Annotated in this window: 10 protein-coding genes and 1 other annotated feature; of the genes, 1 reads left to right on the top strand and 9 read right to left on the bottom strand. The window is 54.1% G+C overall.

What is annotated here, in order from left to right:
* Position 1: 1 nt before the first annotated feature.
* The 7 genes from NR121_RS02910 to NR121_RS02880 all read right to left on the bottom strand — a co-directional run bounded on the left by NR121_RS02910 (position 2) and on the right by NR121_RS02880 (position 9665).
* Positions 2–1303: a hypothetical protein gene (locus tag NR121_RS02910; protein WP_256830431.1), complete on the bottom strand. Its 1302-nt coding sequence runs from the start codon at positions 1301–1303 to the stop codon at positions 2–4.
* 140 nt (positions 1304–1443) lie between these two features.
* On the bottom strand, positions 1444–2829 hold the full coding sequence (murC, locus tag NR121_RS02905) for a UDP-N-acetylmuramate--L-alanine ligase (RefSeq protein ID WP_054819255.1): 1386 nt from the start codon (positions 2827–2829) through the stop codon (positions 1444–1446).
* Between the two features lie 8 nt (positions 2830–2837).
* Positions 2838–4217, bottom strand: coding sequence for a bifunctional folylpolyglutamate synthase/dihydrofolate synthase (locus NR121_RS02900; RefSeq protein WP_054819254.1), 1380 nt, complete (start codon positions 4215–4217; stop codon positions 2838–2840).
* A 7-nt stretch (positions 4218–4224) separates the two neighbouring features.
* Positions 4225–6897 carry a valine--tRNA ligase gene (locus NR121_RS02895; protein WP_256830428.1) on the bottom strand — a complete coding sequence of 891 codons (2673 nt, stop codon included), beginning with the start codon at positions 6895–6897 and terminating at the stop codon, positions 4225–4227.
* A 107-nt stretch (positions 6898–7004) separates the two neighbouring features.
* Positions 7005–7260: a binding site (T-box leader), on the bottom strand.
* 154 nt (positions 7261–7414) lie between these two features.
* The gene (locus NR121_RS02890) at positions 7415–8524 is read right to left on the bottom strand and encodes a LysM peptidoglycan-binding domain-containing protein (protein WP_062409255.1); all 1110 of its coding nucleotides are present in this window, start codon (positions 8522–8524) and stop codon (positions 7415–7417) included.
* A 104-nt stretch (positions 8525–8628) separates the two neighbouring features.
* Positions 8629–9501, bottom strand: coding sequence for an RluA family pseudouridine synthase (locus tag NR121_RS02885; protein ID WP_062409256.1), 873 nt, complete (start codon positions 9499–9501; stop codon positions 8629–8631).
* Positions 9498–9665, bottom strand: a complete 168-nt coding sequence (locus NR121_RS02880; protein WP_171005937.1) for a hypothetical protein — start codon at positions 9663–9665, stop codon at positions 9498–9500. Before NR121_RS02880 ends, NR121_RS02885 begins: the two co-directional genes overlap by 4 nt.
* Before the next feature lie 201 nt (positions 9666–9866).
* On the opposite strand from NR121_RS02880, the gene NR121_RS02875 reads away from it, so the two are divergent.
* Positions 9867–11333 carry a phosphodiester glycosidase family protein gene (locus NR121_RS02875; protein WP_062409257.1) on the top strand — a complete coding sequence of 489 codons (1467 nt, stop codon included), beginning with the start codon at positions 9867–9869 and terminating at the stop codon, positions 11331–11333.
* Positions 11334–11461: 128 nt separating this feature from the next.
* Here the strand turns inward: NR121_RS02875 and hemL are convergent, their stop codons facing one another.
* Together hemL and hemG are read right to left on the bottom strand one after the other, a co-directional pair.
* Positions 11462–12763 (bottom strand): glutamate-1-semialdehyde 2,1-aminomutase, encoded by a 1302-nt coding sequence (gene hemL, locus NR121_RS02870; RefSeq protein WP_054819250.1) that lies wholly within the window; start codon positions 12761–12763, stop codon positions 11462–11464.
* A 168-nt stretch (positions 12764–12931) separates the two neighbouring features.
* Entirely contained in the window at positions 12932–14350 is a 1419-nt protein-coding gene (gene hemG, locus NR121_RS02865; protein WP_256830422.1) for a protoporphyrinogen oxidase, read from the bottom strand.
* Positions 14351–14354 lie beyond the last annotated feature (4 nt).

The following is a 14354-nucleotide window of genomic DNA, read 5'->3' as shown; positions in this document are numbered from 1 at the left end:
TTTATTGTACCGAAGCGCTGCTGAGCAGCGCCTTCTCGGCCACGAGATACTGCATTAAAGCGGACTGAGCTTCCCAAAGGAGAGCCTGCGACGGATTCTTATTATATTCCTCAAGCGAAACTACGGCGGTATTGAGCGCGCTGTTCATTTTGGGAAGCGACGCCCGGCCAACCTCCCCTAAACCGTCGCTGACGGCCGAAGCCGTGCCAGCCCAGGTCTGGTGGGTCGCTTTGATGGACTGCAGCGCCTTCGGATCGAGCGCCTCCGGTTTTTCTTTGCCCAGCTGGACGACCGTCTGCGATGCAATCTGCTGTACCAGCTCATTTCCCTGGCTCATATAGCTTTCAAACAAATGGATCTGATTGCCTTTCCATTTGATTTTGGCTGCGGCCGGAATGTCAAATGGCTTGATCATCACCTCAAGCTGTCTCTGCTGAAACGTCCGGGTAAGCTCAAGCGCTTCATCCCGGCTCAGAGCCATGCCTACGTATACAGGGAACTTTTCCCCCGCATCGCTGACCGCAGCAAGCCCCTTCTGGCGAAAATCGGTTACAGCCGAATCTGCACTCTGGGAGCTACTGAAGACGCCTCCCTGCAGAAAAGAATATGTTTTGGCAGGAAGGTTGACAGCCAAGTCGGCCACGGCTTCATTCACGGCCGCATTCGGCGCTTTCGCTGCACCGCTGTTGCCATCCTGTACAGCGGCATTATCCTGCTGCTGCGGCGCTGTCGTCCCGCCCACGGGTTGTACCTTCCCGTAGTCGGAGACGTCTCCGGAGAACATAGAGAGCACCAAAAAACCGAAAGCGACGCCCGTCACGACAGCCCCCGTTACCGAGGCGGCGATTTTCAACCATGAGTTTCCGCCGGACGGGTTCGGATAGTAGAATGAGTCTTTGGTCTTATAAGCCCTGTACTCCCGCGTCTGCCCCCGCCCCCGATTCCATTCCCGTTCCACGTATCCCGATTCCGGATCGGCCCTCAACTTCTCCGATGGCGGGATACTCTCTTCAATCCGGTAGGTGTCCGTATCGAATGAGCTGTGCCAGCCGCCAAAATCGGTGGTATATTCGTTCAAAGGTCTGACCTCGACAGATTTGCGTTCCTCATTGCCCATTGCCGGCCCTTGCCCGGGTCGTTCTTCTATAACACGGTATTCCTCTGTACTCATCGGAATCCCCTTTGTCTGTTCCTTATTCTCCCGCTCCGTATGCTGATCGTGCCGACCGCTCTGTTCACTTTGCTCCTGCTTCTCACGCGGCTTTTGGTCATTGAAACGAAACGTAATCCTGGCTTTGTTCACCGGCGTCAACTCTCCCTTGTCCATGATCTTATTACTAGACTATGAGAGTTAAAGAGGAAATAGAACTGTACATAAAGAAGCCTCCGGCACCATACCGTCCTGCACGCGGCAGGATGGACCGAAGGCTTCGCTTTGCAAATTTAGTTTTGCTTTGCACGCTCCATAAGAGATTTGGCCAAACCGTCGGCCGCTTTCCAAATATCGCCTGCCCCCATGGTCAGCACCAGGTCTCCCGGATTTACGGTATCGAACAAATAGCTTTGCACCTGTTCCTTTGTCGGTATATACCGCACGTTCGGGTTGCTGTTCTTACGGATCAGTTCCACCAGATTGGCGGAGCTGATCCCTTCGATCTGCTTTTCCCCCGCCGGGGAATAGATGTCCGTGATGATCACTTCGTCGGCATTCGGAAACGCCCGGCTGAACTGCTCAAACAGGAAATACGTACGAGTGTATCTCTGTGGCTGAAAAACGGCGATAATGCGTTTCCCCGTCGCTTTGGCCGCTTGAATCGTGGCTTCGATTTCAGTTGGATGATGCGCATAATCATCGATGACCAGAATGCCGTCTACTTCCCCAAGCACCTGAAACCGCCGCTTGGCTCCGCGGAATTCCGTAATCGCTTCGGCTACCTGTTCGAACGTCAGACCCGCTTCCATGCAGGTAATGATCGTAGCCATCGCATTATACACATTATGCTTGCCGGGCACGGATAAACGAACCGTACCAAGCACGTTCCCCTCCCGCACCAATTCAAACGTAACCTTCCTGTCGCCAAGACAGATGTTCCGTGCCATCACATCGGCTTCCGTTTCGATCGCATAGGTGATGACCTTGCTCTTGATTTGCGGAATCATATCGCGCAAATAGACATCATCCTTGCAAACAACCGCTTTGCCGTCTTTCTTCACCTGGCTTAAGAACCGGGCATAGGCATATTTCAGATTTTCAAAGTTGCCGTCATAGTTTTCAAGATGGTCCGCCTCGATATTGTTGACCAAAGCGATGGAAGGCTGATACTGCAGGAATGAACCGTCGCTTTCATCGGCTTCCGCGACAACCCATTCACCCTTGCCCGCTTTGGCGTTGCTTCCGACGTTCATGATTTCCCCGCCGATGATGAAGGTCGGGTCCTGTCCGCAACGTTCCAGCACCAGGGCTATCATGGATGACGTCGTTGTCTTTCCGTGCGCTCCCGCTACCGCAATGCCCTTCTTGGCATTCATCAGTCTCGCCAGCATTTGAGCCCGGTGCAAAATCGGGATGTTCAGCTCTTCAGCCGCGACCATTTCTACGTTATCTTTGGACAGCGCCGTAGAGTATACGACGACGTCCGCTCCCTTCACGTTCTGCGCTTCGTGTCCAATGAACACCTGCGCCCCCTTGGCCGCCAGCTTCTCTGTAAGCTCCTGCTGAGCCAAATCGGATCCCGAAACTTGGTAGCCCATTTCCAGCATCACTTTGGCAATGGCGCTCATGCCGTAGCCTCCGATGCCGATAAAATGGATGTGCTCCGATGTATTCACTCGCGTTCTCACCAGCCTTTTTCAGAATCGGATTTATGCTTGATCCAGGAACGAACATCCCCTATCAAATATAACGTGCCCGAGACGACGGTAAGGTCGTCCTCTTCCGCCAAGCCCTTGGCTCGCTCGAGCGCCGCCCTCCAGTCAGGCTCCACGATCACTTCCACGTCACTTCGGCCATGCTCTTGCAGCATAGTTCTAGCCAGTCCGGCAAGCGATTCCGCCGAGGCCTTCTTATGCCAATCCGGCTCGGTAAGGATGAGAGTATCCACTATTGGCAGTATATGCCTAAAATAGCCGGAATGATTCTTGTTATCGAGCATTCCCATGACAAAATGGAGGTTTTTAAAAGAATATGTCTCTTTCAGCGTTTTTACCAGCGATTCGGCTCCCTCCGGATTGTGCGCGCCGTCGATCAAAATCCTCGGTTTCGCAGATATCATTTCAAGACGTCCGGCCCACTGCGTCCGTTTCATAGCGAGATACAGAGCCTCATCGTCTACAATGAAAGCATAATATTGACGCAGGACTTCAATCGTCATCAGAGTGACGGATGCATTCTCGATTTGATGCAACCCGTTCAAAGAGATCTTCACGTCCGGTATGTCCCGGAACAATCCCCGGAAGTGAAACGTCTGTTCATCTTCTTTTGACGAGACCGTATCATAGCGGAATTCCCGCCCCAGCAAATACAGCTTGCTGTTCTTTTCTTTGGCCTTCCGCTCAATGACATCCACAACCTCCGGCTGCTTCACCGCACTTACGACCGGAACGCCGGACTTGATGATGCCCGCTTTCTCCGCTGCGATTTGTTCCAGCGTTTCTCCCAAATAATCCATGTGATCATAACCGATGTTGGTGATCACCGAAACCAGCGGAGTAACGATATTGGTCGAATCCAATCGTCCGCCCAGGCCCGTTTCCCAAACGACGAAGTCGGGATAGGCCATACGCGCAAAATATTCAATCGCCGCAACGGTGGAAATCTCGAACATCGAGGGCTGCCCGTACTCTGCCGCCACTTGGTCGACCACGGGCTTGATTTTATTGATGACCTGAAGCAGATCTTCGTCGGATATGTTCTGCCCATTGATTCGGATGCGCTCGTTATAGCTCTCGATATAAGGGGACGTGAAGGTCCCCACATCGTATCCGCACTGGCGAATCACTTCCGACAGATAGGCGCATACCGAGCCTTTGCCGTTCGTTCCGGCCACATGGATAAATTTTAACCGGCGATGCGGATAATCGAGCAGCTCCATGAGCTTCTCCATCCGTTCCAAACCCGGCTTGATGCCCGCCAGCGGAATGTATCTTACGAGCCAGTCCACCGCTTCCTTAGCCGTCTGGAACGATCCTGCCGGAGCAGATTGCCTGTCTTCGCTCATCGCAAGTTCACCCTTTCAGCTCCGCCAGACGGGCATTCACTTTATCCCGTTTATCGGCGTAATCGGCAAGCTTTGCCTTTTCTTCTTCGATCACTTTAGCCGGAGCCTTCGCTATAAAGCCTTGGTTTGACAGCTTTTTCTCGATGCGGGCCACCTCGTTATGAAGCGTCCCGAGTTCTTTTTCCAGCCGCGCGATTTCCTGAGCGATATCGATCAGGCCCGCCAGCGGCAAGTACAGCTCCGCTCCGGTTACAATTCCTGTCATCGCTTTGTCCGGAGACGTTAACTCCAAATTGATTTCCAGAGATGACGTATTGCAGAACCGGCGCACATATTCTTCGTTGCGCTGCAGGATGGCAAGGAATTCGGCGCCGGCCGGCTTCACAAGCAAATCCACCTTCTTGCTCATCGGCACGTTCACTTCGGCGCGGATGTTGCGGACGGTACGGATGATATCCATCAGCAGCTCCATTTCGCGAACAGCCTCCGGAGCCTCAAAGCGCGCTTCGAATGCCGGCCAGGCAGCCAGCGTGATGGTCTCGCCTTCATGCGGCAAATGCTGCCAGATCTCTTCGCTGATGAACGGCATGAACGGGTGGATCAAGCGCTGAGTCCGGTCAAGCACATAAGCGAGTACGGATTTCGTCGTCTTCTTGGCCGCCTCATCGTTTCCGTACAAGGACAGCTTGCTGAATTCGATATACCAGTCGCACAGATCATCCCAAATGAAGTTGTACAGCAGACGTCCCGTTTCGCCGAACTCATATGCATCAATCAGTCTCGTCACATCCCGCACGGTTTCGTTCAAACGGTGCAGTATCCACCGGTCCGCCGTACTCAGTTCTCCGCTCAAATCGATATCGGAAACTTTGAAATCTCCGAGATTCATCAGCGCAAAACGCGATGCGTTCCAAATTTTATTCGCAAAGTTACGTGCCTGCTCTACCTTCTCCCAACGGAAGCGAAGATCCTGCCCCGGCGTAGAGCCTGTTGAAATCATAAAGCGCATCGCATCGGCGCCGTATTTCTCAATGACTTCAAGCGGGTCAACGCCGTTGCCGAGCGATTTGGACATTTTACGCCCTTCCGCATCGCGCACCAAACCGTGAATGAGCACATCCTTGAAAGGTATGCTGTCCGTGAACTCCAGTCCGCTGAAAATCATGCGGGCGACCCAGAAATAAATAATATCGTAGCCCGTTACCAGCAGGTCCGTCGGGTAATAACGCTTCATGTCTTCCGTTTGTTCCGGCCAGCCGAGAGTAGAAAACGGCCACAGCGCGGAGCTGAACCAGGTATCAAGCACATCGTCATCCTGCTTTAGGTGTGTGCCGCCGCACTTCGGACACACGGTCGCATCTTCGCGGGAGACGATGATCTCGCTGCAGTCGCCGCAGTACCACGCCGGAATCCGGTGGCCCCACCAAAGTTGGCGCGAAATGCACCAGTCGCGCACGTTCTCGATCCAGTGCAAATAGATTTTTTCAAACCGGTCCGGCACAAAATGGACGCCTTGTGCGGATTTCTGGGCCTCTACGGCACGCTCCGCCAGCGGCTTCATTTTCACAAACCACTGCGTCGACAAATATGGCTCCACGACGGCGCCGCTGCGTTCGCTGTGGCCGACCTGATGCACATGCTCTTCGATTTTGATCAGCACACCCAGCTCTTTCATATCGGCAACGATTTGCTTGCGGCAATCGAAGCGGTCGAGCCCCTGATATTTTCCCGCGTTCGCATTCATGGAGCCGGATTCGTCCATCACGAGCACCTGCGGCAAATCGTGGCGCTTGCCCACCTCAAAATCGTTCGGGTCATGCGCCGGCGTAATCTTGACGGCGCCGCTTCCGAATTCTTTTTCCACATACTCGTCGGCGATAATCGGAATTTCTCTTCCGATGATCGGCAGGACAAGCGTTTTTCCGATCAGGTGCTTGTAACGCTCATCCTCCGGATGCACCGCCACCGCGGTATCGCCCAGCATGGTTTCCGGACGCGTCGTCGCCACGACGATATATTCATCGCTGTCTTTGACCGGATATTTTAAATGGTAGAGCGCACCCTGCACTTCTTTGTACTCCACTTCAATATCCGATAGCGCCGTACGGGCGGCCGGGTCCCAGTTGATGATATATTTGCCGCGATAGATCAGGCCCTTTTCATATAGACGCACGAATACTTCGCGCACCGCCTTGGACAATCCTGCGTCCAGCGTAAACCGTTCTCTGGAATAGTCCAGCGAGAAGCCCATTTTGGCCCACTGCTCACGGATCGTACCGGCATAATGCTCCTTCCATTCCCATACTTTCTCCAGGAATTTCTCCCGGCCGAGATCGTAACGCGTCACGCCTTCCTCGCGAAGCTTTTGTTCCACCTTCGTTTGGGTAGCGATTCCCGCATGATCGGAGCCCGGAAGCCATAACGCGTCATAGCCCTGCATCCGTTTGGTCCGAATCATGATGTCCTGCAGTGTAAAATCCAGCGCATGGCCGATATGCAGCATACCGGTCACGTTCGGCGGCGGAATGACGATCGTGTAAGGCTTCGCGTCCTTACGCTGTCCCGCTTGAAAATAGCCGCCCTTCAGCCAGTAATCATACCATTTTTTCTCGGATTCTTTGGGATCGTACGTTGTCGGCATCGACGCAGCCGGCGCCGCCGCTTGTTTTGTTTCATCCATAACCAGCAATACCTCCATATGCTTTCGAATTCAGTTGGGGCTATATGTCGCAGGGACGCATCTTTCGCATAAACGCATCACCGCAGCACATCAAAAAACCTTTCGCCGCAAAGGACGAAAGGCTCTCGCTTCCGTGGTACCACCTTTATTCCGTACTTAGGCATAAATTCTCGCGGAGTCCTCTCCGGTCAAAATACGGCACTCAAACAGATAACGGCTGTAACCGGCCGAATCTAGGGTTCGCTTTCAATTCGGCAACTCCGGGGCGACTTCAACAGGTACGTCCTGCGGAACCTTCCAGCCTCTTGCCGGCTCCGCTCTCTGAAGGGTTCGCTGTCTACTATTCCCTTTCAACGTTATTACTGCATCTATGCGTACTATGATAAACAATCATCAGGTGAGAGTCAATACAAGAACCGTTTTTACTCCCGCCTATTCTGAGACTGGCCTTATGACAAGTATAACCAAAAAAATCCCCGTTCAAGCCTGTTTAGGCCGGATCGGGGATTTTTGAGCCTTATTTTGGTATGTAGACAATTTGTCCTTCCGTTAATTCGCCTTCTCCGAGCCGGTTGTAGAGCGCGATTTCTCTCGGATTCAGATCATAGCGTTTGGCAATCGTTTCAAGCGTTTCTTCCTTTTGCACAATGCACATCCGAAGCTTCTTGAATTGCTGCTGCTCGCGATCGGAATGAAGGAGCAAATTTTTCCATTCTGCTTTTTCGGAAGGCGACAGCTCCTGCTGCGTCGGCTGTCCATCCTCCGGCGGCCTTGAATCCGATTTTTTGGAAGCAAAATTCAACAGCGACGCCAGCCCAAAGGATTTGTAGACCGGCTCCGTGGAGGATTCGGGTGCTTCAGACGTTTTTTTGCTGCCAACGGCGACTTTCAATTCTTTTTTCTCATCCGTATCGGTCTCCGCTTCAGCGGCAAAGTCTTCCGTCTTGGCGTCCTCCGCAGCTTTGAGATCCTGCACCGGCTTTTCTTCCGGCTTGGCGGTGTCCGCAGCTTTGGGCTCCTGTACCGGCTTTTCTTCCTTTACCGGTTCACTGGTTTTGGCAACCGGTTCGTGCCGGTTGATTGGCTCATCCGCCTCCTGCCGCACCTCCGATGCCGGAGCTTGTTCCCTTTGAGGGATGGCCTCTGCAGCGGAATTTATGGCCGACGGCCATTCATCCTGTACTCCCGAACGGTGCTCCGAGACCTCGTGAATAAACACGACCTCTTCTTCGGCTTCCCTCCAGGGTTCGGATTCCGATCTCGAAACGATCTCGATGCCTCCAAGCGACAATACCCCCGTCACATTCAAGCTTCGCTCCGACAGCAAATCCACGTCGAAATTTTCGATTTCAACGGCAATGTCCTCGACATGCTGTACACGATTCAGCGGCAGCGTAATTTCTACCGGAATTAAATGCTGCAGCGTCTGTTCCGGCCGATCATGCTCATCGACGTACGTCCCCGTCAAAAGCAAATTGCCGCGAAGCACGGCTTGTTCTCCTTGTGGAAGCACTTGAATGTGAGGAGTCAGCTCTACCCCTTCCAGTTCCTTGATACCCAGCACACCTTCGGATAAATGTACACGCTCGTAAATGTCAAACCTAATCCCGTTATGCTGATTCGTCAAAGTAACTTCCTCCCTTCCCTATTGCACCTTTCCGTAAAAAAGAAAAGATCGTCAGCGCATTGGTCTTTACAATTTATATGGCTGCTGCGGGAGGAGCATGACTACTATTTTTTCAATTGTTCATAAAGAGCCGCAAAGTCTTCGGGCCAAGGCGCGCGCACCTGCACCCTTTCGCCCGTGAGCGGCTCCGGAAACATCAGCACATCCCCGTGCAGCGCTTGCCTGGCCATGCCCGCCGCCCGGCCGCCGTAAAGCAGGTCTCCCAACAGGGGATGTCCCAAATGGCTCATGTGAACGCGGATTTGGTGCGTTCTGCCCGTCTCCAGCCTTAATCGTACAAGCGAGGCAGAACGCAACCTTTCCAAAACCTCGTAACGTGTCACTGCCGCATCCCCCGTTCGGGATACCCGTCTTCTTGTCGCATGGTGCCTGTCGCGTCCGATCGGCGCGTCGATCATGCCGCTGTTGTCGGAAGGATGTCCTTGAACCAGAGCGACGTATATCCGCTCTACGCGTTTGTCCCGCATCGCTTCATCCAACCGATATTGCGCCCATTCGTTCTTGGCCGCCAGCACCGGTCCTGTCGTATCCTCGTCCAGCCGGTGAATAGGTCGCGGACGGCAGCGCTGTCCCGTCGATTCCAGATGCCAACCCAGCGCGTGAAGCAGCGTACCGGACTCCCCCTCCCGCGTAGGATGCACCTTCATACCCGGCGGCTTGTTTACCACAAGGCTGAAATCGTCCTCATACAGCACTTCGATGTCCGCCCATTCCGGCTCATATTGGAGCGTTTCCTCGGGAAACAAGCGGAGCATCACCCTGCGTCCTTTCCATTGAATACCGCCGGAACGGTTCAGCTTTGAAAGAAATCGGCCGCCTATCGTTTCAACCAGTTCCTCGCGGATATCTTCTATGGAATGCACGTCCCGTTTGACAGTCCATTCAAGCCACTCCCCTTTGCGGCGTCGCGCATTCATCTCGTGGAATCCTCCTTGGCACCGTCGGCAGCAAGATGCTTTCGGCGGCGTTTCCGCTCCATCCCCGCCGCCGCCATGATGACCAAAAGCAGGACAAAGAACAGCCCCATGACGATGATCATTTCCAGGGTAATTCCATAAAAACTGTATTTTTTCAAGAGCACGTAACTTCCTCCATCCGTTGACCTATCGTCAATTTTACCAAAACGCAGCTTTTTCTCAAAGCAGTTATACTTCCGGGACTTCCTCTATTTTGCTATATCAAATCTCTATTCATGGTTTCTTTATTATGATAGAATGTGAGAAAAATATATGATTTGACCTATGTTCATTTTCCATTACATCAATAACAGGAGAGACTTCGATTGGTTACTGTCTTGCGGACCATTCGTAACTGGGGCAGGCTGAAGAGAACGCTGTTTGGGGTCGCTCTGTTCGCCTTTGGGGTCTCCAGTTTTTTATTTTTAACCAAGCCGGGAAGCGAAATAAGGGAACGGCTCGCAGAAACGGTCATTACCACGCAGCACCGGAGCTGGGCCTGGATTTTTGTCGGAGCCGAGCGGCGGGACTTACTGGTTCAAAAAATGCAGAACGCGATTGAGGATGCCGCCAGGGAAAAGCAGGATCTGAGCATGGTGAACATCGGAAACCGCCGCTCCGCAGACGAACTGATTAAAGTAGAGGATATTTCGGGACCGTTATGGAAAGGAAAAAAGATGTACGTATACGATCCCAAATCGATCCGCGTCATGACCCCATCCAAACCTGGGGAAGGGGAACGAATCACGTCCATGGTTACCCGTACCGGTGCTGTAGCCGGCGTCAACGGAGGTAGCTTCGATGATCCGGAGGGACTGGGCAACGGCTTTGCGGCCATCGGTGTCATCATTTCGGGCGGCGATATCGTCTTCACGGATCAAGACGGAAGTATTCCGCAGCATATTGTCGGCTTTACCAGGGAAGGGAAGCTAGTCGTCGGCAAATATAATATTTTCGAGCTGAGGGATATGGGGGTATCCGAAGCCGTTTCGTTTTATCCAAGGCTGATTGCTAACGGCAAGCCGCTTATTACAAGCGGCGACGGCGGATGGGGCCGTGCGCCGCGGACAGCCGTCGGGCAAAGAACCGACGGAACCGTCATCTTCATCGTCATCGACGGCCGCCAGGCGAACAGCGTAGGAGCCACCTTGAAGGAGGTTCAAGATTTGCTTCTCAACGAAGGGGCTGTCAACGCCGGAAATCTGGATGGCGGAGCCTCCTCCGAGATGGTAGTCGGGGGCGAACTGATTACCCATCCGTCCAGCCGCTATGGCGAGCGCAGACTGCCGTCCGCGTTTCTCGTTTATGACAATCCGTCATCCGTTGTCGCCAACCGTGTCTGGGACGGCATCGATAAAATCGATCCGGGCGGCTCCCATGACCATCCCGAATATTTGCGGGAGCAGGCGGAGAAGAAAGCCCGCCAACAGCAAACCCGTGCTGCCGTACCTGCCAAATCCCCGGGCGGTGAAAAAGCGAAAAGCGAGCCCGCATCAGCAGAGACCAAGCCCGCAGCGGGCGGAAATCAGCGGGACGACAGCGGCAAAGCCCGCACCGCCGCCGGAACGGCGCCGCCAAAGCAAAGCGGTGCCCATGAGGGAGACGCTTCCTCCCCTTCGCCTGCCCCTGCAGGACAGAAAGAAACGGAAAACACGGATGGCGGCGGCGTCCCTGTGGATAAAACCGGGCCTCCCCCGGTTTCCGGTCCGGCTCCGGCGCCTGTTGTTGTCGGGGACTCCAACGGCAAAGTTCCCGCCGGAACCGTGACGGAAACCGTTCCTGCAGCAAAATAACAGCAACCGCCGAACTCTGCAGCCGTTCCAGGCTGACGATAATCAAAGCCGCCCCGTATTCCTCAATGCAGAAAGAATACGGGGCGGCTTCATTGGGTTGCGTCTCTTGACCAAAACGGTTTGAAGGTTCACAAGCGCTTCAAAGCCTGGTAATGCGCTTCAATCGTCGCATCGATATCCGCGTCGGTATGAGCGGCGGACACGAACATCCCTTCGAACTGCGAAGGGGCTATGCTGACTCCTTCATCAAGCAGTGAGGCAAAATAACGGTTAAACCGTTCCAGATCGGAACGTTTCGCCGTCTCATAATTGATCACTTTCGTGTCTGTAAAAAACGGGCATATCATGGAGCCTACGCGATTGATGGTAGACGGGATTCCCAGCTCGGCCGCGTTTTTCCTGAAGCCCTGCTCCAATTTGGCGGACTTCCGCTCCAGCTCCTCATAAACGCCCGGCTCTCCCAGCAGCTTGAGCGTCGTGTAACCGGCTGCCATCGCAAGCGGATTACCCGACAGCGTACCCGCCTGATAAATCGGTCCGGCCGGAGCAATATGCTCCATGATCTCCCGTTTGCCGCCGTACGCGCCTACCGGAAGACCCCCGCCGATGATTTTGCCGAGACAGGTAAGATCCGGCGTGATGCCGTAGAGCCCTTGAGCGCTGTGTAAGCCGACGCGAAAACCGGTCATGACCTCGTCGAAGATCAACAGGCTGCCGTAGGAGGAGGTCGTTTGACGCAGACCTTCAAGAAAGCCCGGCTGCGGCGGAACGACGCCCATGTTACCGGCAACCGGTTCGACGATGACCGCGGCGATTTCTTCACCGAATTTTTCAAACGCGAGCTGCACCGACGCCAGATCGTTATATGGAACCGTTATCGTATTGACCGCTACGGATTCCGGTACGCCCGGACTATCCGGAAGGCTCAGCGTGGCAACACCTGAACCCGCCTTAATCAGCAGAGAGTCCGCATGACCGTGGTAGCAGCCCTCGAACTTGAGGATTTTACTGCGGCCTGTGTAGCCTCTCGCCAGCCGAAGCGCGCTCATCGTTGCCTCCGTACCGGAATTCACCATCCGGACAACCTCGATCGAAGGAATCCGTTCAACCACCAGCTTGGCCATTTCCGTCTCCAGCTCTGTTGGCGCTCCAAAGCTCGTTCCGAGCTCCGCCGTGCGTTTTACGGCCTTGATCACTTCCGGATGAGCATGTCCCAGAATAAGCGGACCCCAGGATCCGATGTAATCAATGAACTCGTTGCCGTCCACATCATAGACACGCGAACCGGCTCCTTTAACCACAAACAGCGGTGTGAGACCGACCGATTTGAAGGCGCGGACCGGGCTGTTCACCCCGCCAGGTATGTATTTTTTGGCTTCCGCAAAAGCTTCAGCGGAACGCGTGTCGGAACGTTTGCGCTTTTCGTTCATTTAGGCCCCACCTTTTTCTATAATTGTACTTAAACCCATCTTAAAACCGGTATCCCGGTAACCGGACAATCTCACAGCCATTATACCATTCCCTTTGCAGGCCGCCATATCTTTTCTTCCCTTTAATCGAAAAATGTAAAGCCCGATGAGGTCGGGCTTTTTCCAATGCTACTGAAGCTGTGCCGCCATTTGCTGCGCAGCTTCCTTTCCCTGACGAATACAATCCGGCAGCCCTACGCCTTGGAACGCCGCTCCCGTCACCAGCACACCGGGCATGCGCTCGGACAACCCTTGGCGAACGCGGCCGATTAGCTCGAGATGGCCGACAGGGTATTGCGGCATCGAACGCATCAGCTTCGTCATTTCCATAAATAACGGCTCGGCTGTAATGCCCATCGTTTCTCTCAAATCTTTACGTACCTCACGGAAAACTTCGTCCTCCGTCATATGAAGCCAACGGTCGTCTCCGAAACGTCCGACATAACAGCGCAGAAGCACTTTACCGCTAGGCGCGGTATGCAGCCATTTCTTGGACGTCCAGGTGCAAGCCGTAATAAACCGCCCTTCCCGCCTTGGCACGACAAATCCCGAACCGTCGAGCTTCCGTACCATGTCCTCGGCATTGAATGCCAGGATAACGTTCGCGACGGAGACATATTCGATCCTGTCCAGCTCCCGAATTTCAGGAACCCCGGAACCGAGCACTTCGCTTATGCCGTAGGCAGGGAGCGCTATAATGACACCAGCCGCATCCTCTATCTCTCCGTCTTCCCGAATGACGCGGTAACCTCCCTCCGCCTTCTCCACCTGCGAAACACCGCAATGCTTTAGAAGACGCACATCATCGAGCGCATCCAGCAGTCCGTCAATCAGTGTCTCCAGTCCATCCCTGTAGGTGAGGAACATCGTATTACGTGCGGCCTCGGGCAGCGTCCGGCTTTCCTCGCCGCCCGCTTTCCGGTTTTGCATCATGCCCAGGATCAGACTGCGGTGCTTCTGCTCAATCGAGTGAAATTGCGGGAAGGTCGCTCTTAAGCTCAAATTGTACGTGTCGCCTGCATAGATGCCGGCAAGCAGGGGTTCGGCGATTTGCGCAAGCACCTCCGCCCCCAGCCGCCGCTCTAAAAAGTGCCCGAGCGACTCGTCTTCCGGCGATGTTCGTTTGGGCAGCGCCAAATCCAGTGCGGCACGCGCCTTGCCGGACAGCGACAGAAGACCCGTCCGCATGAAAGGAACCAGCCGAGTAGGAATTCCCAGCATAAGGCCGTCAGGTATCCGGTGAAGCTTCCCGCCCGATAGAATGTACGTTCTTTTTGCGTTGGGATTCGTACCTGTCAGCTTGTCCTCCAGCCCTAGCTCCCGGGTTAAATCAATGATCGCCTGCTTTCGCGCCAGGAACGAATCCGGGCCTTTCTCTATAACGAAGCCGTCCCGCTTTAATGTGACGATTTTCCCCCCGAACGCCCCGCCTTTTTCCATCACCGTAATCCGCAAGGGGGCGGCCGTACTTTTCTTCAAATAATAAGCGGCGCTAAGCCCTGTTATGCCTCCGCCAACAATAACGACGTGTCTGGCGTTGCCGTCCATACCA

It is taken from the genome of Paenibacillus sp. Pae15 (assembly GCF_024519685.1).
Lineage (GTDB): Bacteria > Bacillota > Bacilli > Paenibacillales > NBRC-103111 > Paenibacillus_G > Paenibacillus_G naphthalenovorans.
This window is presented reverse-complemented; position numbering and strand designations above follow the sequence as displayed.

Coding starts and splice junctions, on each gene's coding strand:
- NR121_RS02900 (WP_054819254.1), bottom strand. CDS start 4,217: ATGAGCGAAGACAGGCAATCTGCTCCGGCAGGATCGTTCCAGACGGCT.
- NR121_RS02895 (WP_256830428.1), bottom strand. CDS start 6,897: ATGGATGAAACAAAACAAGCGGCGGCGCCGGCTGCGTCGATGCCGACA.
- NR121_RS02885 (WP_062409256.1), bottom strand. CDS start 9,501: ATGAATGCGCGACGCCGCAAAGGGGAGTGGCTTGAATGGACTGTCAAA.
- hemL (WP_054819250.1), bottom strand. CDS start 12,763: ATGAACGAAAAGCGCAAACGTTCCGACACGCGTTCCGCTGAAGCTTTT.
- hemG (WP_256830422.1), bottom strand. CDS start 14,350: ATGGACGGCAACGCCAGACACGTCGTTATTGTTGGCGGAGGCATAACA.